This is a genomic window from Streptomyces sp. NPDC020898 (assembly GCF_044333925.1).
Classification (GTDB): Bacteria; Actinomycetota; Actinomycetes; order Streptomycetales; family Streptomycetaceae; genus Streptomyces.
Window position 1 is genome coordinate 22018 of the sequence record NZ_JBIRRV010000005.1, and the last position, 25397, is coordinate 47414.

Genomic DNA, 25397 nt, shown 5'->3' on the forward strand with positions numbered 1-25397 from the left:
AGGTGGACGGGAGTGTGGCCCGTGACGGATCAGGCGGTGGACACAGACGGCACGAAGGTGTCCGGAAACGATCGGTCGCCCGTTCCTACGGAGAGTCAGTTCCTCGGCCGGACAAGAGAGTTGAAGGAACTGCGGGCCGACATCGAGCGTGCCGGACTCGACACTCTCGCGGGCCGGAAAGCGCCCCGCGCGCGCGTGCTGCTCATCGCCGGCAAGCCCGGTTCGGGCCGCAGCGCGCTCGCCGAGGAGCTGGCCCGGGAGGTCGCGGACAGTTACCCGGACGGTGTGCTGCGCGCCCGGCTCGCCGACCCTGACGGCGCGCCCGTACCGACCGAGCGCACCGTCCGCGAACTGCTGACCGCCCTGGAACTGCCCACCCCGCCCGGTGCCGCCGAGGACGACCTGACCGAGGCGCTGCGCGACGCCCTGGCCGACCGGCGGATGCTGCTCCTGCTCGACGACGCGGCCGACGCCGAGCAGGTCGACGCGCTGCTGCCCGACAACCCCGACTGCCTGGCCGTCGCCGTCTCCGGGGGCCCGCTGACCGGGATCTCCGACGTCCGCCCGTGCACCCTGGGCGGCCTCGACACCAAGTCCGCCGTGGAACTGCTGGGCCGCTTCACCGGGTCGGTGCGCATCACCGTGGACCCACGCTCCGCCGAAGTGCTCGCCGAGTCCTGCCAGGGGCAGCCCGCCGCGCTGATGCTGGCCGGCGGCTGGCTCGCGGCCCGGCCCAAGGCGGCCGTCTCCGACCTCGCCAAGCAGCTGCACGCCGAGGGCGACGAGGGCACCGCTCTGAGCCGCGTCTTCCGCCTCGTGTATGCCTCGCTGCCGGTCCCGGCCGCCCGGATACTGCGACTGCTCGCTCTGGCCCCCGGCGGCCTCGTCGACCCGCAGACGGCCTCCGCGCTGGCCGGCTGCTCGGTCGGCGGCGCCCGCGCCACCCTGGACGACTTCGTCGCCCTGAACCTCCTGACGGCCGTGGACTCGCCGCTGCCGCAGTACGAGGTCCCCGGCTGCCTGCTGCCCCTGCTGCGCCCCCTCGCCGGGTCCCAGGACCGCCCGGCCGAGCTCCAGCTGGCCCGCGCCCGGATGCTGGAGCGGACGGTGCGGCTGCTGGTGTCCTGCAGGGCGATCACCGAGACCGACAGCCCGGCGGCGCGCGAGAAGCTCCTCGGCACGCCCGACTCGCTGCGCTTCCCGAACCCGAGGGCGGCGGCGGACTGGCTGGCCATCCGCAGGCCCGCCCTGCTCGCCGCCGCCCATGTGGCCGTGGCCGACGGGGAACTGGACACCCTGGCCCGCCGTCTGATGTCCGCCCTGGTCAAGGCCATGGTCGCGCACATCGGCACCCAGGCCGCCGCACCCGACCTGTACGGCGTCCACCGCCTCGTCCTCGATGTCGCCGAGCGCCGGAACCTGCCCCGCGAGCGGGCCGCCGCCCTGCTGAACCTCGGCGACCTGGACGCGCAGACCGGCCGTACGAACGACGCGCTGGCCCGCTACCGGGCCGCCCTGGACGCCGGACGCGAGGCGAACGACCCGTATGCGACCGGGCGCGCGATGGAATCCGTAGGGGGCGCACACCAGGAGCTCGGGGACTACGACCGGGCCGCCGACTGGTACGGCCGCGCACTTGCCCAGCGCCTGGCACGCGACGAGCGCGAGGACGCCGCCCGGCTGTACGGCCGTATCGCCACCGCGCACACCTACGCGGGCCGCTACGGCGAGGCGCTGCGCAACTGGCGTGCCGCGGTGGCCGGTTACCGCAAGAACGGCGATGTGGGCGCGCACGCACGAGCGTTGAGCGAGCTGGCCCGGGTCCAGGAGTACGCGGGGCGGCCCGAGGAGTCGCTGCGCACCTGCCAGGAGGCGGTGGAGTGGGCGCGCCGGGCCGACGACGTACGGCTTCAGGCGGCCCTCCAGCTGCGGCTGGCCGACACGCTGGAGCACCTCGGCGATCCGGTGGCCGCCGGGCTGCACCGGGGCACCGCCGAGCGGCTGCTGAGCGAGGAGCCGGACCCGCAGGAGAGCGAGCCGGAGCTCCCTGAGAGTGATCCAGAACCGGAACACCGCCCTAACGCCTGCGAAATCCGCAGTACATCAGTCGAAGATTGATGCATTAGAAGGCTGGACACCGAGAACACCTTCATTAGACTGGCTCTACCGCGCCCTCTCCTGCGGTCTCCTGGTGTGCCCTCGCACGTCCGGGTATGTCTTGCTATGCCCCCACACCCTCCGAGCCAAGGACCGTGATCGACGTGAAGGTCGGCATCCCCCGCGAGGTCAAGAACAACGAGTTCCGCGTGGCCATCACCCCCGCCGGTGTGCACGAGCTGGTGCGCCACGGCCATCAGGTCGTCATCGAGCGGAACGCCGGCGTCGGCTCCTCGATCACGGACGACGAGTTCGTGGCCGCCGGTGCGCACATCCTCGCGACGGCCGACGAGGTGTGGGCCACCGCCGACCTGCTGCTGAAGGTCAAGGAGCCCATCGCCGAGGAGTACCACCGCCTCCGCAAGGACCAGACGCTCTTCACCTACCTGCACCTCGCCGCCTCCAAGGAGTGCACGGACGCGCTCGTCGAGTCCGGCACCACGGCGATTGCGTACGAGACCGTCGAGCTGCCCGGTCGCGCCCTGCCGCTGCTCGCCCCGATGTCGGAGGTCGCCGGCCGGCTGGCCCCGCAGGTCGGCGCCTACCACCTGATGCGCTCCGTCGGTGGACGTGGCGTGCTCCCCGGTGGCGTCCCCGGCACGCAGCCCGCGCGGGCCGTCGTCATCGGCGGTGGCGTGTCCGGCTGGAACGCCACGCAGATCGCCGTCGGCATGGGTTTCCACGTCACGCTGCTCGACCGCGACATCAACAAGCTGCGCGAGGCCGACAAGGTCTTCGGCACCAAGGTCCGGGCGATCATGTCCAACTCCTTCGAGCTGGAGAAGGCCGTTCTGGACGCCGACCTCGTGATCGGTGCCGTGCTGATCCCCGGCGCCAAGGCCCCGAAGCTGGTCACCAACGAGCTGGTGTCGCGCATGAAGCCGGGCAGCGTGCTCGTCGACATCGCGATCGACCAGGGCGGCTGCTTCGAGGACTCGCGTCCCACGACCCACGCCGAACCGACCTTCCCGGTCCACGGATCGGTCTTCTACTGCGTCGCCAACATGCCCGGTGCGGTGCCCAACACCTCGACCTACGCGCTCACCAACGCCACGCTGCCGTACATCGTGGAACTCGCCGACCGCGGCTGGGTGGCCGCGCTGCGTCGCGATCCCGCGCTCGCCAGGGGGCTCAACACCCATGACGGCAAGGTCGTTTACCGCGAGGTCGCCGAGGCGCACGGGCTGGAGCACACCGAGCTGGATTCGCTGCTCGGCTGAAGTCGCCGGGTTGGCGTTCCCGGCCGTCCCGCAGGGGCTCCCAGTCGACAAAAAGACCAAGTCATCAGCGGGTAAAAGCGATACGTCAACAAGGATCGTCAACGCCCCGCGCCCCGCCGGACCTTGCCCGACAAGGTCCGGCCGGATGTGTGTATGGTCACTTTGCGACACTCGTTCAACTCGCCTCGAACGTAACGCTTCAACCGATTCGCGCACCGGTGAAACCTGCCGTGCGACGGCCGTACGCCCTTGACAGTGGGATGTTTCATTGCCGACACATCGGGCCCGGTCCGGCGGATTGTGTTGCTGCGAACGGCCGACACGCCATAGAGTCGCCAACCGTCGGCATGGTGCCACGCTGACCTATCGAGAAGTTTCCTGGTCACCAAGGAGGTAAGACGACTTGTGAATGAGTCGACATTTACTCCCGGGGGTGGTCAACCAGGAATGCCGGCGCGGGGCTCGGGCCCCACGGGGCTCGCGGCTGTCGGCTCCGTCGCTGTCCGCACCTTCGCAGCCCACCAGGGTCACCAGATGCCAGGGGTGACTCGGCCAGCACACATGAGCATGGATGGTCATCACGTGAACGCCATGGCCGGCGACGGTAGTGGCGGGGTCCACAACCACTTCGCCGACTACGACGAACTGCCCGACGGGCACTTCTACGACCCCGACGCCGAGTACGAGCCCGATCCTGAGTACGCGGCCACGCTCGCGCCCGATGCGGCCCGCCAGCGCCGTGAGCGCATCGGTCCGACCGGACGCCCGCTGCCGTACTTCCCCATCCCGGGTCCGCTGACCAGTCACGGCCCCGCGACGATCGTCGCGATGTGCAACCAGAAGGGCGGCGTGGGCAAGACGACGTCGACCATCAACCTGGGTGCCGCGCTCGCGGAGTACGGACGCCGGGTCCTGCTGGTCGACTTCGACCCGCAGGGCGCCCTTTCGGTGGGCCTCGGTGTGAACCCGATGGAGCTCGACCTGACGGTCTACAACCTGCTCATGGAGCGGGGGATGTCCGCGGACGAGGTCCTGCTGAAGACAGCGGTCCCGAACATGGACCTGCTGCCGAGCAACATCGACCTGTCGGCGGCCGAGGTGCAGCTGGTGTCGGAGGTCGCGCGCGAGTCGACGCTCCAGCGCGCCCTGAAGCCGCTCATGGCCGACTACGACTACATCGTGATCGACTGTCAGCCCTCGCTCGGCCTGCTCACCGTGAACGCCCTGACTGCGGCTCACAAGGTGATAGTGCCGCTGGAGTGCGAGTTCTTCGCACTGCGGGGGGTCGCGCTGCTGACGGAGACCATCGAGAAGGTCCAGGAACGGCTCAACCCGGAACTGGAACTCGACGGCATCCTCGCCACGATGTACGACTCGCGCACGGTGCACAGCCGTGAGGTGCTCGCACGTGTCGTCGAGGCGTTCGACGACCACGTCTACCACACGGTCATCGGACGCACGGTCCGCTTCCCGGAGACCACGGTCGCCGGCGAGCCGATCACCACGTACGCCTCCAACTCCGTCGGCGCCGCCGCCTATCGCCAGCTCGCCAGGGAGGTGCTCGCCCGGTGTCACGCCGAGTGAGTCTGCCGGGGGCCGACGAGCTGTTCCGCACCACCGGGGGCATGGCGCTCCAGTCGTCCACCCCCAGGCGCCAGGCCAACGGCGAGGCCCGGGTCCCGGGTCCCGCCGGGGAGAGCGACGGGGCCGCCGCCTCGGAGGACGCGCCGCACTCGGTGCCCGTCCAGGGTGGTGACGGCGACGGCGACGAGCATGTCGCCGCCGGCGCGGCCCCGGCCGACGCCGGGGAGTCGCGCAGCCGGGGGGCCACCGCGGAGCGTCCGCTGCGGCGTCAGGGCGAGCAGGAAGGTTCTGCCTCCGGGCAGGGGCCCTCACCGCAGTCGGTGTCGGCGTCCCGCAAGCGCGGCGGACGGGCCGCCTCACGGCGGCCCAGCGGGCGCGAGCGGCACGACGAGAAGATCACCGTGTACGTCTCCGCCGAGGAACTGATGGACCTGGAGCACGCGCGTCTCGTGCTCCGGGGCGAGCACGGGCTCGCGGTCGACCGCGGGCGGATCGTGCGCGAAGCGGTCGCGGTGGTCCTCGCGGATCTCGAATCCCGTGGGGACGCGAGCATCCTCGTACGACGGTTGCGTGGGCGGTAGCGGTAGCCTGCGACGGCTATGACCTCGAACGACCTCCCTGCCCCCGCCGCCGGCTCCGCCGGCCGTCGGCGTGTGCTGGGGAGGGGGCCGGGGGAGTCGCCGCCGGTGCCGGCCGACGTCGCGGTGGCCGTGGACGTACCGGAGGTCCCGGTTCCGCCGGTGGAACCGGAACCCGCACCGGAGCCGCCCGCCGAACCTGACCCGCCCGTTGCGCCGGCCGCTGTGCCGGTCGAACCCGATGACGGGGTCTTCACGGTTCGGCTCGCCAACTTCGAGGGACCGTTCGACCTTCTCCTCCAGTTGATCTCCAGGCACAAGCTCGACGTCACCGAAGTCGCCCTCTCCAAGGTGACCGACGAGTTCATGGCACACATCAGGGCGATGGGCCCGGACTGGGATCTCGACCAGACGACCGAGTTCCTGGTCGTCGCGGCCACCCTGCTCGACCTGAAGGCCGCGCGGCTGCTGCCCGCCGCCGAGGTCGAGGACGAGGGTGACATGGCCCTGCTGGAAGCCCGGGACCTGCTGTTCGCCCGGCTGCTCCAGTACCGCGCGTACAAGCAGATCGCCGACATCTTCAGCCGCCGCCTCGATGACGAGGCCCGCCGCTACCCCCGTACCGTCGGGCTGGAACCGCACCACGCCGAACTGCTGCCCGAGGTCGTCATCAGCATCGGGGCGGAGGGGTTCGCGAAGCTCGCCGTGAAGGCGATGCAGCCGAAGCCGAGACCGCAGGTGTACGTCGACCACATCCACGCGCCGCTGGTGAGCGTGCAGGAGCAGGCCGGGATCGTGGTCGCGCGGCTGCGGGAGCTGGGCGAGGCCACCTTCCAGGACCTCGTCGAGGACGCCGACGACACCCTGACCGTCGTGGCGCGCTTCCTGGCCCTGCTGGAGCTCTACCGGGAGAAGGTCGTCGCCCTGGACCAGGAGACGGCGCTCGGGGAGCTGGTGGTGCGCTGGACGGGCGGGGAGGGCGATCAGCAGCCGACGGTCACCGACGAGTTCGACCGGCCGCCGGAGCCGGCGAAGGAGGAGAAGGCGTGAGCGAGGAGACCGGGACCGAAGAGGCGACCGAGGTGCCGACGGGACTGCGGACCGTCGCCGATCTCGATCTCAGGCCTGCCCTGGAGGCCGTCCTCATGGTCGTGGACGAACCCGCGACCGAGGAACACCTCGCGAAGATCCTGCAGCGGCCCCGGCGCCAGATCGCGGACGCGCTGCGCGCGCTGGCCGACGAGTACACCGTCCAGGGACGTGGTTTCGAGCTGCGGCTCATCGCGGGCGGCTGGCGTTTCTACTCCCGCCCCGAGTACGCGGCGGCCGTCGAGGGCTTCGTCCTGGACGGGCAGCAGGCCCGGCTCACCCAGGCGGCACTGGAGACGCTCGCGGTCGTCGCGTACCGGCAGCCGGTCAGCCGCAGCAGGGTCTCGGCGGTCCGCGGAGTCAACTGTGACGGGGTCATGCGGACCCTGTTGCAGCGCGGTCTCGTCCAGGAGGCGGGCACGGAACCCGAAACAGGTGCGATCCTGTACACGACGACGAACTACTTCCTGGAGCGAATGGGCCTGCGAGGCCTGGACGAGCTCCCGGAGCTCGCGCCCTTCCTTCCGGAGGCGGACGCGATCGAGGCAGAGACGCTGGAAGGGGTCCCGTCGTTCGATCCGGATGCACCGGATGCAGACGCAGACGACACGACGACGACGGAACTTTGATGCGAAGCAGTGGCAGTGGCAGTGGCAGTGGCAGGAACAACGGGCGCGGAAACCCCCGCGGGGCCGGTGGAGGCGGCAACTCCCGTGGTTCCGGTGGTGGCGGTAACCCGCGCGGTTCCGGTGGTGGCGGGAACTCCCGTGGCGCCGGTGGGGGCGGCGGCCCCCGTGGTGCCGGTGGGGGCGGCGGCTCCCGTGGTGCCGGTGGGGGCGGCGGCTCCCGTGGGACGGGCGGGGGCGGCAACCCCAGGGGGACCGGCGGGAGCGGCAACCCCAGGGGCGCCGGCGGGGCCGGCAACTCCAGGGGCGCCGGTGGCGGCTCCCAGCCGAGGAGCGCGGGAGGGCGCGACGATCAGCCGAAGCGCGCCGCCAATCCGCGTCCCGAGGAGCGCCGGTACGACGTAGGCCCCACCCCGTCCCACGAAGGTCCGAAGTCCGGGCGCGGTGCCTCCGCGCGCGGCGGTGCCAAGGGCGGGCCCAAGAAGGGCCACCTCGGCACCGGACGAGGGCGCTGGGTTCCGGCGACCTCTCGCGAGTACGACGCGCGGGCCGAGGAGCGCAACCGGGAGCGGTACGCCGACAAGAAGGACGTCAAGCTCCCCAAGACGTTCCCGGGCGCCGAGCAGGAGGGCGAGCGGCTCCAGAAGATCCTCGCGCGTGCGGGCTACGGTTCCCGGCGGACCTGCGAGGAGCTGATCGAGCAGTCGCGCGTCGAGGTCAACGGCGAGATCGTGGTGGAGCAGGGGCTGCGCGTCGACCCCGAGCACGACGAGATCAAGGTCGACGGGCTGACGGTGGCCACGCAGTCGTACCAGTTCTTCTCGCTGAACAAGCCCGCGGGCGTCGTCTCGACGATGGAGGACAACGAGGGCCGGCAGTGCCTCGGCGACTACGTGACGAACCGCGAGACGCGGCTCTTCCACGTAGGACGGCTCGACACCGAGACCGAGGGCGTCATCCTCCTCACCAACCACGGTGAGCTGGCGCACCGGCTGACCCACCCCAAGTACGGCGTGAAGAAGGTCTACCTCGCGCACATCGTGGGCCCGATCCCGCGCGACCTGGGCAAGCAGCTCAAGGACGGCATCCAACTGGAGGACGGGTACGCGCGTGCGGACCACTTCCGGGTCGTCGAGCAGACCGGCAAGAACTACCTCGTGGAGGTCACCCTCCACGAGGGCCGCAAGCACATCGTGCGCCGCATGCTCGCCGAGGCCGGCTTCCCGGTCGACAAGCTGGTCCGCGTCTCCTTCGGCCCGATCACCCTCGGAGACCAGAAGTCGGGCTGGCTGCGCCGCCTGTCCAACACCGAGGTCGGCATGCTGATGCAGGAAGTCGATCTGTAGGCGATCTGTGGTTGATCTGCAGGGGCACCGAGTGCTCTTGTCGACGTCGACGGCCGGTTCCGGAGTTCTCCGGAGCCGGCCGCTTCGTTTCCGGGAGGGCCGTCGACACGCCTGAAGGTGCCTGTGGGCGCCGGTGAGGCCTCGTTGGTGACCCCGGCGCCCTGAGAGTCCTCCAGGGTGCCGGAGGGGCCGCTGAGGGACTTTGGGCGTATGGGAGTCGTCAAGAAGGCTTGTGCGGGTCGCCCGCGCTCTTTATAGTCGGAATGACTATTGGTCACCATGACTCTAAAGAGCGACCGTGAAGGGGGTGGGCGGGCATGACCGCACCTATGAACGGAGCGGCGCGGGGCAGGGTCCCCGCGGGGTACGACAAGTACGCCTTCGAACCCTTCGCCGTCACCGTCGATCTGGCCGTCCTCACCCTCCGCGCGGGCACACTGCACGTGCTGCTCGTCGAGCGCGGTCACGAGCCCTACGCCGGCCGCTGGGCGCTGCCCGGAGGGTTCGTCCTGCCCGACGAGTCCGCGGAGACGGCGGCCCGGCGTGAACTCGCCGAGGAGACCGGCCTGTCGGACGTGTCCGGGCTGCACCTGGAGCAGCTGCGCACATACAGCGAGCCCGACCGGGACCCGAGGATGCGGGTGGTGTCCGTGGCCTTCGCCGCGCTGCTGCCGCATGCCCCCGAGCCGCACGGCGGCGGGGACGCGGCGCAGGCCCAGTGGCTGCGGTACAACGCGCTCGGACCGCTCGCCTTCGACCACGACCGCATCCTCGCCGACGCCCACGACCGGGTCGGCGCCAAGCTGGAGTACACCTGCCTCGCGACCGCCTTCTGCCCGCCCGAGTTCACCCTCGGAGAGCTGCGGCAGGTCTACGAGACCGTGTGGGGCACCGCGCTCGACCGGCCCAACTTCCGCCGCAAGGTGCTCGCCACGCCGGGCTTCGTCGAACCCGTACCGGGCGCCGCACGTCTCACGGGCGGCCGGGGCAAGCCCGCCGCCCTGTACCGCGCGGGCACCGCGGTCACCCTGCACCCGCCGCTGCTGCGCCCGACGACGTCCGTGTCACCCGCCTCGCCCCCGTCGTCACCCTCGCCTGCCTCACCGACCCCGTCGTCACCGGAAGGACGCCCCGCATGACCACCACGACCGTCAGGAAGCGCGCCGCGAGCGGGGCGTTGATCGGGCTCGCGCTCGGCGACGCCCTCGGCTTCCCGACCGAGTTCAGCGACATCCCGTCCATCCTCGCCAAGTGCGGTCCATGGCGGCAGATGGAGCTGCCCACGCCCGCGATCGTCACCGACGACACGCAGATGACGCTGGCGCTCGCGCACGGTCTGCGCGCGGCGATGGACCGGGGGCTGCTCGCGCCGGCGGGGATGGAACGGCCGGTGCGCGAGGAGTTCGTGAAGTGGTTCCGGTCGCCGGACAACAACCGGGCGCCGGGTCACACCTGCCTGGTGGCCTGCAACCTGCTGGCGAACGAGCGGCTGCCCTGGCAGGAGGCCAGCCAGATCGGGTCGAAGGGCTGCGGCGCGAACATGCGCGTGGCGCCTCTGGGCCTCGTCCCGGGCCTGAGCGACGAACAGCGCGCGGGCGCCGCCCAGTTGCAGGCCGCGCTCACCCATGGTCACCCGACGGCCCTGGCCGCGTCCGACCTCACCGCGCACGCCGTACGGCTGCTCGCCCAGGGCGCCCGTCCGGCCGAACTGGTGACCCTGCTCCGTACGTACGCGTACGAGAGCCGCTCCCGCTACTACCACCGCTGGCTCGGCGACCTGTGGACACGCAGCCACGACCCGAGTCCCGAGCACTTCATCACCCGCGGCTGGGACGAGTGCCTGGCGATCCTGGACCGGCTCCAGCTCGCCGTCCGTACCGTCTCGCCCGAGGACGACCCGTGCCTCGCCACCGGCGCGGGCTGGACCGCCGAAGAGGCCCTGGCCACCGGCCTGTTGTGCTTCCTGCTCTTCCCCGGCGAACCCCTCACGGCCCTGCGCCGCGCCGCCTGTACGTCCGGCGACTCGGACTCGATCGCCTGTCTCACGGGAGCCTTCGCGGGCGCCCACCACGGCACCGACGCCTGGCCGACCCGCTGGGCGGACCGCATCGAGTACGGGGGTGACCTGCAGACCCTGGGAGCGCTCTGGGACTCTTGACGGATGAACGATGCGCTGGAGTCCGTGCACCTCGCGGACCTCGACCTGACGTCGGTGGTCGCCGAGCAGCCCGACCCGGTGCTCTTCGCCACCGTCTCGGGCGCACACCTCTACGGCTTCCCGTCCCGCGACTCGGACGTGGACCTCCGGGGTGTGCATCTGCTGCCGGCGGCCGACCTGGTCGGTCTCCACGAGCCGGCGGAGACCCGGTCGCGGATGTGGGACCGGGACGGCGTCGAGATGGACCTCGTCACCCACGATCTGCGTAAGTTCGTACGGCTGATGCTGCGCCGCAACGGCTACGTGCTGGAGCAGCTGCTCTCCCCGCTGGTCGTGCACACGTCCGACGCCCACCGGGAACTCGCCGCGCTCGCCCCTGGAGTGCTGACCGGCCACCACGCCCACCACTACCGGGGCTTTGCGGTGACGCAGTGGCGGCTCTTCGAGAAGACCGGTGAACTCAAGCCGCTGCTCTACACGTTCCGGGTGCTGCTCACCGGTATCCATCTGATGCGCGCCGGTGAGGTGCAGGCCCATCTGCCCACACTCGTCGGGGAGATCGCCGAAGCCCCCGTGTACCTGCCGGAGCTGGTCGCGGCCAAGGCGGAGCAGGAGCACGGGATGGCGGATGTCGATCACGCGCGCGTGGCGGGTGATGTGGAGCGGCTGCACGGGGTGCTGGACGCGGCGCAGGCCGTTTCAAAGCTGGCGGAAGGCCCGGCCGGGTACGACGCCCTGCACGACTTCGTCGTACGGGTCCGGCTGGAGGGCTGAGGCCCGGCGGGCGCGGATGAGGAAGTCCTCGATGCGGCGCCGGTCGGGCTCCTCGGGGAGCGGGCTGTGGTGGGACGCTTCCTCGGCCTGGGTCGCGAGGTGGTTCATCCGGGACTCGACCTCCTGCCACGGCACCTCGCCCCGTTTCACCGCCAGCAAGGGCTCGCGCTCGTCGCCGACGTCGATCGTCAGGGTGCCTGAGCGCAACAGGTCGCGGCAGCTCATCAGCAGGCGCAGCAGGTGCATCGCGTGTTTCCAGCGGGGGGCGCCCTGGGTGCGGACGTCGGCCTCCAGCTTCTTGTGCTGGCCCAGCGCGTAGCGCGCGAACGTCTCGTGCGCCTGGCGGGAGAGGAACGCCCCGCGCAGGGCAAGGAGTTCGCGGCCGGTGTCGTCGGCGTACTCCACGAGAGGGGAGTGGAGGCACTCCAGGATGTTCGGGTTGGCGCGCAGGGCCAGGGTGCAGAAGCGTTCCAGCTCCCAGCTGAACTGTTCCTCCGCCGGGCCCTCCACATGCGTGGGCGGCTTCTCGAAACGCCAGAACAGGGGAGTCGGCGCGAGGAACACCCCGCGCCGGTCCGTGTCGCTGCCGTCCGTCGCCAGCCCGAAGGCGCGCGAACCCATCACGCAGGCGTAGATCGTGTGGTCGCGTACCAGGGCCTCGGGGGCGGGAAACGGGCGCATCCCGGGAGCGTACGCGCGAACGTCATGCCAGGCGGATCGAGTTTCCCGTCACCGTGATCTTCTTCTCGGCCAGTGGCTTGGTTGCCGGCGGGTTGGCCACCGAGCCGTCCGTGATGCTGAACTTGCTGCCGTGGCAGGTGCAGTTGATGGTGCCGCCGTTGACGTTGGCCACCGGGCACTGCTGGTGCGTGCAGATCGACGTGAAGGCCTTGAACTCGCCCTCCTTCGGCTGCGTCACCACGACCTGCTCGTCCTTGAAGATCGTGCCGCCGCCGACCGGGATGTCGGCCGTCGTGGCCAGCTCCTGCCCGGGGGAGCCGGCGGAGGTCTCCGGGGACGCCGATTCGTCGCCGTACTCGCCGCAGCCCGCCGTGAGCGCCGCCGCGCCCGTCGCGAGGAGGACCGTGCGTCGGGTCGGGCCTTGCGTCATGTCGTCACTCCGAAGTTGCGGAAGAACCAGAGGGCGGAAGTGAGCCAGACGATCGTGAGGACGGCGAAGACGAGTCCGCCGACGATCGGCAGCAGCCAGCCGGGCAGTCGCTCCCAGCGAAGCAGCAGCATCTTTGCACTGAAAGCACCGAAGAAGAAGCAACCCAGGAGGGAGTGCCACATCACGCGCGAATCGTAGGTTTGATATCCGAACGCGTACAGACAGTGCACCGCCACCGGAACCGACACCAGGAACGCGATCCGCCCCGACCAGCGGTGCAGCGTCGCCGACCAGCTCGGGCCCGGCAGCTTCCCGTAGACCATGAGCGCCGAGACGACCTGGACGAGCGCGAAAGCGAACGCCGTCGTCGCCAGCCACGACTTCACCGCGCCCGTGCTGCTGAACCCGGCCAGGTTGAAGGCGGTGCCCTCCGGGTCGTGGACCTTGCCGTACACCCCCAGGGCCACCGCGACGCCCGCGGCGACCAGTGCCGGGACGAGATAGCGGGCGGGGCTCGGGCCGCTCGGAGCCGGTGGGCGCGGCGGGAAGCTCTGGGTGGCGGCGCTCGGGTCCACGGTCATGGTCGGCTCCCTGTGTGGAGGCTCTGGAGTGGGCCTGAAGTTCCGGACGAGAGTGGTGCCGGGGTCGTGCGTCAGGGCGTGACGGGGCGGGCCGTGAGCTGCTGGCCGTCGATCGTCACCGCGCCGGTCTCCGGGTCGATCCGGGGTGCGGGAGAGGGCTTGCCGTCGCGCTTGAGGATGCCGACCTGGTCGCCGGTGGACAGCACGATCCAGCCGCCGTCGATCTCGGCGTCCCGCACGGTCGCTGTCGCCCGGTAGAGCCCGGACGGCTTGACCGCCTTGTCGGCGGTGAAGGCGTAGTGCCCGCCCTCGATGTCGACCGTGCCGCGGATGCTCTTGCCCTTGAGCGTGCCGTTGAGTACGGAGCCGCCCTTGCCGGTGAGCTTCATGGAGCCGTCGGCCTCGACATCGCCCTTGAGCCACGACTCCTTGTCGCGGCCGTCGCAGAAGTAGGCGATCGCCCTGCCGTCGCGCAGCGAGACCGACACCGCGGAGGAGTCGTCGTCCGTACGGCCCGCGTAGTCGGCGTTCGGCACGGGCGCCTTGGTCGGTGACGGTGACGGGGTCGCGGGTGGGGAAGGCGATGGCGACGCCTTCGTCGGAGCCGGCGACGGTGACACCTTGTCGGCGGGTGAGTCGGCCTGGGACGTGGACGCCGGCTTTGTCCCTGTCGTCGCGTTGAGCGACAGCATGAACAGGCCGAGCAGTAGTCCGGCGAGAAGGGTGAAAAGTGGTCCGGTGCGCTTCATCGGGCCTCCCCCGAGGCGAGCTTCCTGCTATTCGAGCGGACCCGCGCCCCCGCGTCCAGAGGCGCACAGGCGTGTTCGCACCCCAAGTCGCGGATTGGGGCGAATCGGGTGACATTGACAGAGCCCGACGCCGGGGCCTCTGACCTGCGCCCGGCCGTTCGTTCCGGAGAGGCGTGACCATGGCGGGTAACGATTCGAGCAGGCGGTGCGAGCCGCGCGGCGTGTCTCAGGGGGCGGGCGCCGCGTACCGGCCCGACGCGGGCTGACTAGGCTGGACGTACAAAAGTGTCTGCATCACCAGTGCGTCTGCACGTACATCAGCGAGGAGCATCACCGTGGCGGTACGAGCGGTCCGGGGCGCCGTCCAACTGGATCGGGACGAGGCCGGGCACATGGACGAGCGGGTCAGTGAGCTGCTCACCGCGGTCCTGGAGCGCAACAGTCTCACCGCGGACGACCTGATCAGCGTCTGGTTCACGGCCACCCCCGACCTGCACAGCGACTTCCCGGCGGCCGCGGCCCGCAAGCTCGGCATCGTCGACGTACCGCTGATCTGTGCCCAGGAGCTGGACATCGAGGGCGCGATGCCGCGGGTGGTCCGGATCCTCGCGCACATCGAGTCGGACCTGCCCCGCGCCGACATAGCGCACGTCTACCTCGGTGCCGCGGGAGCCCTGCGCAAGGACATCGCCCAGTGAGAACCGCACTGGTCATCGGCACCGGCCTCATCGGTACGTCCGCCGCGCTCGCCCTCGCCGCGCGTGGCGTCGTCGTCCACCTCACCGACCACGACCCCGAGCAGGCCCGTACCGCGTCCGCCCTGGGCGCCGGCACGGACGAGCCGCCGGAGGGGCCGGTCGACCTCGCGATCGTGGCCGCGCCGCCCGCGCACGTCGCCGGTGCCCTCGCCGACGCGATGCGCCGGGGTGTCGCGCGCGGCTACCTCGACGTGGCCAGCGTCAAGGGCGGCCCGCGCCGCGAGCTGGAGGCGCTGGGCCTCGACCTGTCGTCGTACATCGGTTCGCACCCCATGTCGGGCCGCGAGAAGTCCGGCCCGCTGGCCGCGACCGGTGACCTCTTCGAGGGCCGCCCCTGGGTGCTGACACCGACCCGGGACACGGACACCGAGGTCCTGAACCTCGCCCTGGAACTGGTCTCGCACTGCCGTGCGGTCCCCGTCGTCATGGACGCGGACGCCCACGACCGGGCCGTGGCCCTCGTCTCGCACATGCCCCACCTGGTCTCCAGCATGGTCGCCGCGCGGCTGGAGAACGCCGAGGAGGCCGCCGTACGGCTGTGCGGGCAGGGCATCCGGGACGTGACCCGGATCGCCGCGTCCGACCCCGGCATGTGGATCGACATCCTCTCCGCGAACCCCGGGCCGGTCGCCGACCTCCTCACGGATGTCGCCGCTGACCTGGAGGAGACGGTCCAGGCACTGCGCTCCCTCCAGTCCTCCGACGAGGAGAAGCGCCGCGCGGGCGTCACCGGCGTCGAGGACGTTCTGCGGCGCGGCAACGCGGGCCAGGTCCGCGTCCCTGGCAAGCACGGGTCCGCTCCGCGGGCGTACGAGATCGTGGCCGTTCTCATCGACGACCAGCCGGGGCAGCTGGCCCGCATCTTCGCCGATGCGGGGCGGGCGGGCGTCAACATCGAGGACGTACGGATCGAGCATGCGACGGGGCAGCAGGCGGGGCTCGTGCAGTTGATGGTGGAGCCGAAGGCCGCACCCGTTCTTTCGGCTTCGCTGCGGGAGAGAGGGTGGGCGATTCGACAGTAGGGGGAGTTTCCCGGTGTGAGATTGCCTGAACCGGCGTCGAAGAGGCACCGGCTGAAGACACACGCGGCCAGACGGGCTACCCGCACCCAGTAACCTTGTCCGGGGCACCAACCGCCCTCACCCCGACACCCCGGACCAGGAAAGGTGCCCCACAGTGGAACGCGCCGCAGTGATTGTTGCCATCGACGGCCCCTCCGGCACGGGCAAGTCGAGCACGTCCAAGGCCGTTGCCGCGCAGCTCGGGCTGAGCTACCTGGACACCGGGGCCCAGTACCGGGCGATCACCTGGTGGATGGTGAGCAACGGGATCGACATCACGGACCCCTCCGCGATCGCCGCCGTGGCCGGCAAGCCCGAGATCGTCTCCGGTACGGACCCGGAGCACCCGACGATCACCGTGGACGGCACCGATGTCGGCGGCCCGATCCGCACCCAGGAGGTCACCTCCAAGGTCAGCGCGGTGAGCGCCGTACCCGAGGTGCGGGCCCTGATCACCGAGTTGCAGCGGTCCATCGCCGGGTCCGCCGAGAAGGGGATCGTCGTCGAGGGGCGGGACATCGGGACCACCGTGCTGCCCGGCGCCGACCTGAAGATCTTCCTCACCGCGTCGCCGGAGGCGCGTGCCGCCCGGCGCAGCGGTGAGCTGAAGGGTGCCGACGTCAATGTCACCCGTGAGGCGCTGCTGAAGCGGGACGCGGCCGACTCCAGCCGCAAGACCTCGCCGCTCGCCAAGGCGGACGACGCGGTGGAGGTCGACACCTCCGAGCTGACCCTCCAGCAGGTCATCGAGTGCGTCGTCACCCTCGTCGAGGAGAAGCGGGCCGGGAAGTGAGCGTTGCGCCGAAGGCTCCGTCGAAGCGGGGCGCCGAGGTCGGGCGGCGCATCGGCGTCGGCCTGATGTACGGGCTGTGGAAGCCGCGCGTCCTGGGCGCCTGGAAGGTGCCCGTGAGCGGGCCGGTCATCCTCGCCGTCAACCATTCCCACAACATCGACGGGCCGATGGTCATCGGCGTCGCGCCCCGGGCGTCACACTTCCTGGTCAAGAAGGAGGCGTTCATCGGCCCGCTCGGCCCTGCCATGCACGCCCTCGGCCAGGTCGAGGTGGACCGCTCGACCGCCGACCGCACGGCGATCACCCGGGCACTGGACGTGCTGTCGAGCGGCGGGGTGCTCGGGATCTTTCCCGAGGGCAGCCGCGGCGAGGGCGACTTCGCCTCGCTGCGCTCCGGGCTCGCCTATTTCGCGGTGCGCAGTGGAGCCCCCGTCGTTCCGGTGGCCGTCCTGGGAAGTACCGACCGGCCCGGACGGTTGATAAAGGGGCTGCCTCCGCTGCGCAGCCGCGTCGACGTGGTCTTCGGTGACCCGTTCGAGGCGGGTGACGGCAGCGGGCGGCGTACGCGCTCGGCGCTGGACGAGGCGACCGTACGCATCCAGAAGCAGCTCACCGCGCACCTGGAGAACGCCAGGCGCCTCACCGGCCGCCCGGAAAACGCCGGGCGTCCCGCTGAGCGCTGAGAGACACTTGAGTACTTGAGCAGTTTGAGTAGTGGATCACCCGATAACGGGGGGTTGCACCGATCACCACGATGAACGAGGTACGGACTTCATGAACGACCACATTCCCTCCGGCGGCTCGGAAGAGCACGAGCACGGAGAGCTTGGCGATGCCGAGTACGCGGAGTTCATGGAGCTCGCCGCGGTAGAAGGCTTCGACGTCGAGGACGTCGAGGGCGCGCTCGACGAGGCGGGGCACGGGCCGCTGCCCGTCCTCGCCGTCGTGGGGCGGCCGAACGTCGGCAAGTCGACGCTCGTCAACCGCATCATCGGGCGCCGCGAGGCAGTCGTCGAGGACAAGCCCGGCGTCACCCGCGACCGCGTCACCTACGAGGCGGAGTGGGCCGGACGGCGCTTCAAGCTCGTCGACACCGGCGGCTGGGAGCAGGACGTCCTCGGCATCGACGCCTCCGTGGCCGCGCAGGCCGAGTACGCGATCGAGGCGGCCGACGCGGTCGTCTTCGTCGTCGACGCGAAGGTCGGCGCGACCGACACCGACGAGGCGGTCGTCCGGCTGCTGCGCAAGGCCGGCAAACCCGTCGTGCTGTGCGCCAACAAGGTCGACGGGCCGAGCGGCGAGGCCGACGCCACGTCCCTGTGGTCCCTCGGGCTCGGCGAACCGCACCCCGTCTCCTCCCTGCACGGCCGCGGCACCGGCGACATGCTGGACGCCGTCCTGGAGGCGCTGCCCGACGCACCCGCGCAGACCTTCGGCGTCGGGGTCGGCGGCCCGCGCCGTATCGCCCTGATCGGCCGCCCGAACGTCGGCAAGTCCTCGCTGCTGAACAAGGTGGCGGGCCAGGAACGCGTCGTCGTCAACGAGGTCGCGGGCACCACCCGTGACCCGGTCGACGAGCTCATCGAACTCGGCGGCGTCACCTGGAAGTTCATCGACACCGCGGGCATCCGCAAGCGCGTCCACCTCCAGCAGGGAGCCGACTACTACGCCTCGCTGCGTACGGCCGCCGCCGTGGAGAAGGCCGAGGTCGCGGTCATCCTGATCGACGGCTCCGAGAACATCTCCATCCAGGACCAGCGGATCGTCACCATGGCCGTCGACGCGGGCCGTGCGATCGTCCTCGCCTACAACAAGTGGGACACCCTCGACGAGGAGCGCCGCTACTACCTGGAGCGGGAGATCGAGACCGAGCTCGCCCAGGTGGCGTGGGCGCCGCGCGTCAACGTCTCGGCGCGCACCGGCCGTCACATGGAGAAGCTGGTCCCCGCGATCGAGGCCGCCCTCGCGGGCTGGGAGACCCGGGTGCCGACCGGTCGGCTCAACGCCTTCCTCGGCGAACTGGTCGCCGCCCACCCGCACCCGATCCGGGGCGGCAAGCAGCCGCGCATCCTGTTCGGCACCCAGGCGGGCGTCAAGCCGCCGCGGTTCGTGCTCTTCGCCTCCGGCTTCATCGAGGCGGGCTACCGCCGCTTCATCGAGCGCCGCCTGCGCGAGGAGTTCGGCTTCGACGGCACGCCGATCCACATCTCGGTGCGGGTGCGCGAGAAGCGCGGCCGTAAGAAGTAGAAGTGGGACATGACTGAGGGCGGCCCCTTACGGAGCCGCCCTCAGTCATGTGCAGGTGGTGTTCACACGCCCCGGCGCGAACCCGGTGGCAGGGCCGCCGGGATGTGGGTCATTCCGGTGTAGTGCTGCTGGCGTCCACCCGTCTGCCAGACGGCGGTCGCGGTCGCCGTCTGCCCTTGCTGCGCGTCGAGTTGGCCGACCCGCTGCCACACGGACTGCTGCCCGCCGCCCTGGCTGGCCTGGGCGCCGCTGCGCGCGCTCAGCGCCCCCGCGCTGTAGGCGCTGTAGGAGCCCGAGGGGTGCGAGCCGAACGTGTTCGAGCCGTGCGAGCCGCCGTACGGGGCGAGGTTGTGCGGGCTGGGCCCGAAGGCCGTGAAGCCCAGCTCGTCCTCGCCGTTGCGGTCGCCCGGCCGTGAGCGGAAGGACTTGCCGTACTCGGCATAGAGCGCGTCGTAGATCGGCGTGGCCGAAGGGCCGCTCGAGTAGTCCTGGGCCGACCGCGTGGACGGGATCGCCTGGTAGGGCTGGCGGCGGGGGACGTCATAGGTGTGCACGTACCTCCAAACGACCCCACCGCCCAACAGATGCGGCCACCACCCGGACTTTGCAGGGCGCGCGAAGCGCCCCTGCAGGGGCGCGGGGAACTGCGCGACCAGCCACACTCAACCGGTAGTCGCCAACCCGCTGAAGCACCCCCGGTCTATAGCGCTCACGTGCCCGCCAGAGGCAGAGCGCTGGCGACCAGCTTCCCGTTGCCCGCCGCCTTGTCCAGCGCGTCGCGCAGCAGGTCCTCGCGGGGCTGGCGGCCGATCGAGCCGACCGGCGCCGCGAACATCAGCACCTGCTGGTGCTTGTTGGCGGCGGCGCGCCAGCTCTCGGTGACCTGGAGCGGCTGGTGCGCCTGCCACCAGGCCACCGCGGAGCCGCCGTTCGGGCCCGGCTGGAGTACGGCGTGCAGCTGGCCCGCGGCGAGCAGTACCGACCAGCCGTGCAGCACGGGCGGCACCTCCGTCAGCTGGGTCAGCGGCATGAAGCCCTGCTCGATGAGCAGCGGCAGGAAGTCGTCGCCGGCGCCACCGGCGCCGGGGCGGACGATCGGGGCGGTCGGTTCGACGACCAGGGCGGGGTGCAACTCGCCCTCGATCAGGACGAGTCCGCTGGTGACTCCCAGCACGGCCTGCTCGGGTGCGGCCATCGGGGCCTCCTCATCGGCGTTGATGGAGCGGACCGCGCCCTGCAGCTGCTCCTCGGTGACCTGGACGACCTGCGAAGGCAGGCAGCCGGCGTGGGCGAAGGCGAGGACTGCGGTCTCGTCCCCGATGAAGAGGACGGTGCTGGTGCGCTCCTGGGCGGAGTCGCCCGGCGTGCGGCAGGACGTGCAGTCGTAACTGCCCGGGGCGTTGTCTCCGGCGAGCAGCCGGTCGGCTTCTTCGTCGCCGATCTCGGCGCGGACCTCGTCGCTGACATCGAGCATGCGCGGCACGGGTGGCTCCCTCAAGATGCGGTGAACCCGGAGGGTCCAGGCTCATGAAGATGACAACGGGCGATCTGTGGTGGGGGTCACGCTGCACGGCGAACGGAATACAACCATCCTGCGCGCACTGTCACCCTGGGTGCGGAATTGGCCACTCCATGTCAAGTAACGGACAGGTTACGGAAGTTGATTTGGTGAACTGGCTCACAGTTTGTCCGAGTAGCTGGTCGACAAATACGGATATGCGCGAATGAAGTGGGTGTCCGGAATTCGTCGCTACCTGCGGTAACCGTGAACTGGCCTGGGACAACGGGGAGTTGGTTGATAACGGGTCGTCAGGGTCCATAGATTCCTCCGCCGTGTGCAGAGAGCACCGCTCGGGTACGTCCAACGGCAGCGCAGAACCAGACATCGCGCAGCACCACCGCCGACGGACGGGGCGGAGCGCGCCGACCGCGTCATCACGCGGCCGACGCGCCCCGGTCAGGGGGAGCCCGGGTCTGTGGAGAGGGATCTTCATGTCCGAATGTGCCGATAGTTACACCCGCAAGTCGCGTACGACGGCCGTCCTCGCCGGGGCGGCACTGCTCGCCCCCCTCGGACTGCTGGCCGCGACCGGCAACGCCGCGGCAGCGGACAGCGGGGTGTGGGACCGCATCGCCCAGTGCGAGAGCGGCGGCAACTGGCACATCAACACCGGCAACGGCTACTACGGAGGACTCCAGTTCTCCGGCAGCACCTGGCGCGCCTACGGCGGTACGGCCTACGCGGCCACGGCCGACGGAGCCAGCAAGTCCCAGCAGATCTCCGTCGCCACCAAGGTCCAGCGCGCCCAGGGTTGGGGCGCGTGGCCGACCTGTTCGGCGCGCGCCGGAGCCTCCGGCAGCGCCCCGGCCGCATCGGGCACCGACTCGGGCTCCGGTTCGGGCACCTCCAAGTCGACGAAGAAGTCGACCCAGCAGTCCACGAAGAAGGCCACCGGCTCCGGCGGGTCGGCCGCGTCCAAGGCTCCGTCGCAGGCGCCGGAGCGTTCGTCGGCCCACACCGGCCGCAGCTCGTCCCGCGGCGACTACACGGTCCGCGCGGGCGACACCCTGAGCGGCATCGCCTCCCGGTACACGACCACCTGGCAGCACGTGTACGCCGCCAACAAGGCCGTCATCGGCGGCAACCCCAACATGATCGTGCCCGGACAGCGGCTCGACATCTGAGCCGCCCCCCTGCCCCGGGCACGGTGCCCCACCCGGCCCTCGACCCGGGTGGGGCACCGGCGTCCGGCCCCGGGCGCGCCGCCACAGGTCACCGGGAACGACGGGCCAGTTCGGCAGCCTCCCCGCTGAACACGACGGCGCCCCGGCGGAGTTCGTGCACGAGAGCCCGGCGGCCGTGCAGGACGGGCGGCAACCGCTGTTCGGCGACGATCACACAGGCGTCCAGCGCGCTCAGCAGTTCGTACGTGTGGGCCGCGACCGCCGGTGACATGCCCTGCGCCGGTTCGTCGACGAGCACCACGCGCGCGCGTGTCAGCAGGGCGCGGGAGAGCGCGAGCATGCGCTGCTCGCCGCCGGAGAGGGTGCCGGCGCGGCGCGACAGCAGGGGCCTCAGCTGCGGGTAGGCGTCCAGCGCGGGGGAGTGGTCGTCGGCCGCCGCCAGTTCCAGGTTCTCCCGGACGGTCAGCGACCCGAACACGGCCTGCCGCTCCGGCACCAGGCACAGACCGCGCCGGGCCCGCTCGTACGCGGGCATCCGGGTCACGTCGGCGCCGTCCCACACCACCGCGCCGTCCGACAGCGGTACGACCCCGGCGAGGGCGCGCAGGACGGTCGTACGGCCGGAGCCGTTGCGGCCCAGCAGGACGGTGAGGCCGGGGCCGGGCGCGGTGAGGGAGACGCCGTGCAGCGCCTCCAGCGGGCCGTAGCGCACGCGCGCGTGCAGGAGGGAAACGGTGGAGGGGGTCATCGGCCCGCCGTCGCTTCCAGGGTGTCGAGGATGTGACCGGGCGGGCCCGAGGCGACGATCCGGCCGGCCGTCAGCACATGGACCTCGTCGGCGAGGTCGGCCACCAGATCGAGGTCGTGCTCGACGACGAGCAGGGCGGTGCCGTCGGCGGCGAGGGCCCGCAACACGCCGGTCAGCGCGTTGACTTCGGCGGTGTCGAGACCGGCGGCGGGTTCGTCGAGGAGCAGGACACGCGGGTTTCCGGCGAGTGCGCGGGCCAGCTCGACGCGGCGCAGGGTACCGGTCGGCAGGCCGGCCGCGGGCAGCGAACGTACCGGTCCGTCGAGCCTGAGCAGCCGGAGCGCCCGCTCCACGGCGCCCGGATCGGTGGCGCGGCCCTGCTCGGCGCCCACACGGACGTTGTCGGCCACGGTCAACGACGGGAAGACGGCCAGTTGCTGGAAGGTCCGCGCGACACCGAGCCGGGTACGGGCATGGGCGGCAAGGCGGGTGATGTCCCGTGCCTCGAAAAGCACCTCCCCGCGCGTGGGACGCACGGTTCCGGCGAGACAGTGGAACAGGGTGCTCTTCCCGGCCCCGTTGGGCCCGACGACCGCGGTGACCCGCCCCGGCCGGACATCGAGATCCACCCCGTCGAGCGCGGCGAAGCCGCCGTACCGGACGTGGAGGTCACGGGCGCGGAGCAGCGGGGCGGGGGCGGGAGAAGGGGAGCGCCTGGGAGGGACAGGGGCCCGAGGGCGCGATGGGGCAGCCGGGGGAGTCGGGCCGCCGGACGGGCCCCGGCCGTGGTCCACGCCCCGCAGCCGCCCCCGCACAGCGACCCCCAGCGGTGTCAACCGCGCCCCGCGCCCCGGTCGCAGACGTCCGGTCGCCGTGCGCAGGGCGTCGTACGGGCCGCCAGGGAAGCGCCCCACCAGGACCGCCAGAACGCCGATCAGCGCAGCCGCGACACCGCCCCGCGCCCCCGCGTCCAGCCCCACCAGCAGGGCCGCGGCCAGTAGTGCGCCCAAGGTGCTGTCGGCGCCCAGGACCACCACCGCGGCGAACCACAGCAGCCCGCGTACGGGGTCGAACGCGCCGGGGTCGAAGGCGCGCACGCCCATCGAGAGCAGGGCGCCGCCGAGGGCGGCCAGGGCGGCGCCCGCGACGAACGCGAGCAGCTTCAGGGACGGGACCCGCACTCCCGCCGCCGACGCCCCCGACTCGTGGTCCCGCATCGCGGCCAGGGCCCGGCCCGTACGGCCCGTACGCAGGGACCGTGTCGCCAGCAACGCGCCCGCCAGCAGGGCGAGTTCCAGGACGTAGAACGCGCGGTCGCTCTCGAAGCCCGCCGGGCGGTGCACGGACAGGCCCGAGGTGGCGTAGGGCTGGGCGAAGACGAAGCGGCTCACGCCGACGCCCACCGCGAACGTGGCCAGCGCCAGCGCCAGGCCGTGGCGGCGGATCGCCGGCCAGCCCGTCAGCAGGCCCAGGGGAGCCACCAGGAGCACCGCCACCGCCAGCGCGGCCAGTTCGGGCAGCCGGGGCAGGCCAGGGAAGCGGCCGGCCGCCAGCAGTGCCGTGAAGAGGGCACCCAGGCCCGCGTACGCCGCCTGGCCCAGCGAGATCTGGCCGCCGCGGCCGGTCACCACCACCAGCGACAGCAGCACCACGCCCAGCGCCGGCACCTGGACCGACGTATGCAGGTCCGAGCCCGCGAAGCCCAGGGGGAGCAGGAACAGCACCGCGGCCACGATCCACGCGCCCGGCGGGGTCGGTACCCGGGCCGTCGCCGTGCGCGGCAGCGCGTCGCGGGTACCGATGCCGGGCAGGACGAGCGCCGCGACCAGCAGCGCCACGACGAAGAGGTTGGTGCTGACGGCCTGGAGCAGCGGCTGCGCCCAGCCCGACGGGTGCAACCGCGTCAACTGGCTCTGGGCGACCCCGATGCCCAGCGCGACCAGCACGGCCACCGGGAGGCTGCGCATCCGGGCCGCCACCGCGACCGCCACCACCTCCATCACCAGCAGCGGCATGCCGTACGGGTCCAGGCGCACGTACGGAGCCAGCAGTACGCCCGTCAGGCCCGCGGTGAACGAGCCGAACGCCCAGCCCGCCGCGGCCACCCGGTCCGCGTCGATGCCGCCCAGCACGGCCAGTTGCCGGTCGTCGACCACCGCGCGCAGCTGCCGCCCGAACCGGGTCCACCGCGTGACCGCGCCCACGGCGGCGGCCAGGACCAGCGCGACCGCCAACTGCCCCCGCGGTTCCGCCGGGACCACCTCGGGCGCGTCCGCGCGTGCCCCCGGGCCCCACATCAGTACGGCCCCGCCCACCAGCAGCACGAACACGCCGATCGACGCGACCAGCGTCTGCGCCGGATCGCCGCCCAGCACCGCGAGCGGCCGGAACACGAACCGTTCCAGGGCCATCCCGATGGCCGGGGCGAGCAGGAGAAGCGTCACCAGTGCGCCGAGCCACAGGGGCCAGCCCCACTCGACCGTGCACTGCCGCAGGGCGTACGCGCAGACCATCGCGATCGCGCCGTGCGCGAAGTTCAGCACGCCGGTCGCGCGGTGGGTGACGATCAGGCCGATGCCGGTGAGCGCCGCCGCACTGCCGACGGACAGGCCCGCGAGCGTGAGGTCGTACGTCAGGGACGACATGGGTCAGTCGTCCGCCGAGTCCGGCTCGCAGATCGGGCAGGGGTCCAGTTCGCCGGTCGCCAGGAGTCTGCCGTCCACCGGAACCGCCTCCGGCTTGCCGGCGACGAGTGGGCAGTCCGCGCGGTGCCACAGGGTGCCGTCCGGCACCATCAGCAGTCGGCCGCTCACGGCCACCGGAGCGATGACGGGCTCTCCGGGAGCCTCGGCGGGCTCGGTGGCCACCAGGAGGCCGTACAGCTCCTCCACGCGGGCCGCCGCGAGCGCGCTGCGGCCGTGGGTGAGGAGGACGGCGCCCGCGACGATCAGGGCCGCGCCGGGGACCGTGCAGGACGCGAGGTACGGCAGCTGGCGTTCGGCGAAGCGCTCGCCCGAGACGCCGTACCAGCCGAGCACGCACAGCGCCGCGCCCGCCGTGAGCGCGGCCCAGCCCGTCCAGAGGACGGGACGCACGGCCCGCAGTCGAACTGATCGAGCTGTCGGCATCCTT

At 71.6% G+C, this 25397-nt stretch carries 25 protein-coding genes; 16 read left to right on the forward strand and 9 right to left on the reverse strand.

Going from position 1 to position 25397, the window contains the following annotated elements; all coding sequences use genetic code 11:
- Positions 1–21: 21 nt before the first annotated feature.
- The 10 genes from ACH4TV_RS17455 (at position 22) to ACH4TV_RS17500 (ending at position 11532) form a co-directional block, all read left to right on the forward strand.
- On the forward strand, positions 22–2118 hold the full coding sequence (locus tag ACH4TV_RS17455; protein WP_398398893.1) for a tetratricopeptide repeat protein: 2097 nt from the start codon (positions 22–24) through the stop codon (positions 2116–2118).
- Between the two features lie 143 nt (positions 2119–2261).
- Entirely contained in the window at positions 2262–3377 is a 1116-nt protein-coding gene (ald, locus tag ACH4TV_RS17460; RefSeq protein WP_398399747.1) for an alanine dehydrogenase, read from the forward strand.
- A 447-nt stretch (positions 3378–3824) separates the two neighbouring features.
- On the forward strand, positions 3825–4961 hold the full coding sequence (locus ACH4TV_RS17465; protein ID WP_398398894.1) for a ParA family protein: 1137 nt from the start codon (positions 3825–3827) through the stop codon (positions 4959–4961).
- Complete coding sequence (locus tag ACH4TV_RS17470; protein WP_398398896.1) at positions 4946–5542, forward strand: hypothetical protein; 597 nt, start codon at positions 4946–4948, stop codon at positions 5540–5542. Before ACH4TV_RS17465 ends, ACH4TV_RS17470 begins: the two co-directional genes overlap by 16 nt.
- 18 nt (positions 5543–5560) lie before the next feature.
- Positions 5561–6589, forward strand: coding sequence for a segregation and condensation protein A (locus tag ACH4TV_RS17475; RefSeq protein ID WP_398398897.1), 1029 nt, complete (start codon positions 5561–5563; stop codon positions 6587–6589).
- On the forward strand, positions 6586–7257 hold the full coding sequence (gene scpB, locus ACH4TV_RS17480) for an SMC-Scp complex subunit ScpB (protein WP_398398899.1): 672 nt from the start codon (positions 6586–6588) through the stop codon (positions 7255–7257). The genes ACH4TV_RS17475 and scpB overlap by 4 nt, the downstream gene beginning before the upstream one ends.
- The gene (locus ACH4TV_RS17485; RefSeq protein ID WP_398398901.1) at positions 7257–8600 is read left to right on the forward strand and encodes a pseudouridine synthase; all 1344 of its coding nucleotides are present in this window, start codon (positions 7257–7259) and stop codon (positions 8598–8600) included. The genes scpB and ACH4TV_RS17485 overlap by 1 nt, the downstream gene beginning before the upstream one ends.
- 317 nt (positions 8601–8917) lie before the next feature.
- Complete coding sequence (locus ACH4TV_RS17490; protein WP_398398903.1) at positions 8918–9739, forward strand: NUDIX hydrolase; 822 nt, start codon at positions 8918–8920, stop codon at positions 9737–9739.
- Positions 9736–10758 (forward strand): ADP-ribosylglycohydrolase family protein, encoded by a 1023-nt coding sequence (locus ACH4TV_RS17495; protein WP_398398905.1) that lies wholly within the window; start codon positions 9736–9738, stop codon positions 10756–10758. Before ACH4TV_RS17490 ends, ACH4TV_RS17495 begins: the two co-directional genes overlap by 4 nt.
- 3 nt (positions 10759–10761) lie before the next feature.
- Positions 10762–11532 (forward strand): DNA polymerase beta superfamily protein, encoded by a 771-nt coding sequence (locus ACH4TV_RS17500; RefSeq protein ID WP_398398907.1) that lies wholly within the window; start codon positions 10762–10764, stop codon positions 11530–11532.
- Here the strand turns inward: ACH4TV_RS17500 and ACH4TV_RS17505 are convergent.
- The 4 genes from ACH4TV_RS17505 to ACH4TV_RS17520 all read right to left on the reverse strand — a co-directional run bounded on the left by ACH4TV_RS17505 (position 11458) and on the right by ACH4TV_RS17520 (position 13973).
- Positions 11458–12213: a DNA polymerase beta superfamily protein gene (locus ACH4TV_RS17505; protein ID WP_398398909.1), complete on the reverse strand. Its 756-nt coding sequence runs from the start codon at positions 12211–12213 to the stop codon at positions 11458–11460. The genes ACH4TV_RS17500 and ACH4TV_RS17505 overlap by 75 nt on opposite strands.
- Before the next feature lie 22 nt (positions 12214–12235).
- On the reverse strand, positions 12236–12643 hold the full coding sequence (locus tag ACH4TV_RS17510; RefSeq protein WP_398398911.1) for a Rieske (2Fe-2S) protein: 408 nt from the start codon (positions 12641–12643) through the stop codon (positions 12236–12238).
- Complete coding sequence (locus tag ACH4TV_RS17515) at positions 12640–13224, reverse strand: DUF6529 family protein (RefSeq protein ID WP_398398912.1); 585 nt, start codon at positions 13222–13224, stop codon at positions 12640–12642. Before ACH4TV_RS17515 ends, ACH4TV_RS17510 begins: the two co-directional genes overlap by 4 nt.
- 71 nt (positions 13225–13295) lie before the next feature.
- Complete coding sequence (locus ACH4TV_RS17520; RefSeq protein ID WP_398398914.1) at positions 13296–13973, reverse strand: hypothetical protein; 678 nt, start codon at positions 13971–13973, stop codon at positions 13296–13298.
- A 335-nt stretch (positions 13974–14308) separates the two neighbouring features.
- Here ACH4TV_RS17520 and aroH point away from each other — a divergent pair, with 335 nt between their 5' ends.
- The 5 genes from aroH to der all read left to right on the forward strand — a co-directional run bounded on the left by aroH (position 14309) and on the right by der (position 18832).
- Positions 14309–14671: a chorismate mutase gene (gene aroH / locus ACH4TV_RS17525; protein WP_189151717.1), complete on the forward strand. Its 363-nt coding sequence runs from the start codon at positions 14309–14311 to the stop codon at positions 14669–14671.
- Entirely contained in the window at positions 14668–15753 is a 1086-nt protein-coding gene (locus tag ACH4TV_RS17530; protein WP_398398916.1) for a prephenate dehydrogenase, read from the forward strand. The genes aroH and ACH4TV_RS17530 overlap by 4 nt, the downstream gene beginning before the upstream one ends.
- Positions 15754–15907: 154 nt before the next feature.
- Complete coding sequence (cmk, locus tag ACH4TV_RS17535) at positions 15908–16585, forward strand: (d)CMP kinase (protein ID WP_398398918.1); 678 nt, start codon at positions 15908–15910, stop codon at positions 16583–16585.
- Positions 16543–17268 (forward strand): lysophospholipid acyltransferase family protein, encoded by a 726-nt coding sequence (locus ACH4TV_RS17540; RefSeq protein ID WP_398398920.1) that lies wholly within the window; start codon positions 16543–16545, stop codon positions 17266–17268. Before cmk ends, ACH4TV_RS17540 begins: the two co-directional genes overlap by 43 nt.
- A gap of 91 nt (positions 17269–17359) precedes the next feature.
- On the forward strand, positions 17360–18832 hold the full coding sequence (der, locus tag ACH4TV_RS17545) for a ribosome biogenesis GTPase Der (RefSeq protein WP_398398922.1): 1473 nt from the start codon (positions 17360–17362) through the stop codon (positions 18830–18832).
- Between the two features lie 62 nt (positions 18833–18894).
- Here the strand turns inward: der and ACH4TV_RS17550 are convergent, their stop codons facing one another.
- Both ACH4TV_RS17550 and ACH4TV_RS17555 read right to left on the reverse strand, forming a co-directional pair.
- Positions 18895–19386: a hypothetical protein gene (locus ACH4TV_RS17550; protein ID WP_398398924.1), complete on the reverse strand. Its 492-nt coding sequence runs from the start codon at positions 19384–19386 to the stop codon at positions 18895–18897.
- A 155-nt stretch (positions 19387–19541) separates the two neighbouring features.
- Entirely contained in the window at positions 19542–20315 is a 774-nt protein-coding gene (locus ACH4TV_RS17555; RefSeq protein WP_398398925.1) for a hypothetical protein, read from the reverse strand.
- Between the two features lie 509 nt (positions 20316–20824).
- On the opposite strand from ACH4TV_RS17555, the gene ACH4TV_RS17560 reads away from it, so the two are divergent.
- Positions 20825–21517, forward strand: a complete 693-nt coding sequence (locus ACH4TV_RS17560; protein ID WP_398398927.1) for a transglycosylase family protein — start codon at positions 20825–20827, stop codon at positions 21515–21517.
- Between the two features lie 88 nt (positions 21518–21605).
- Here ACH4TV_RS17560 and ACH4TV_RS17565 read toward each other — a convergent pair whose 3' ends face one another.
- From ACH4TV_RS17565 to ACH4TV_RS17575, 3 genes are read right to left on the reverse strand one after another with little or no spacing between them, the layout of a single operon-like run.
- A complete protein-coding gene (locus tag ACH4TV_RS17565; RefSeq protein ID WP_398398929.1) occupies positions 21606–22265 on the reverse strand; it encodes an ATP-binding cassette domain-containing protein in 660 nt (219 codons plus the stop codon).
- A complete protein-coding gene (locus ACH4TV_RS17570) occupies positions 22262–24910 on the reverse strand; it encodes an ATP-binding cassette domain-containing protein (RefSeq protein ID WP_398398931.1) in 2649 nt (882 codons plus the stop codon). The genes ACH4TV_RS17565 and ACH4TV_RS17570 overlap by 4 nt, the downstream gene beginning before the upstream one ends.
- A gap of 3 nt (positions 24911–24913) precedes the next feature.
- A complete protein-coding gene (locus ACH4TV_RS17575; protein ID WP_398398933.1) occupies positions 24914–25393 on the reverse strand; it encodes a hypothetical protein in 480 nt (159 codons plus the stop codon).
- Positions 25394–25397 lie beyond the last annotated feature (4 nt).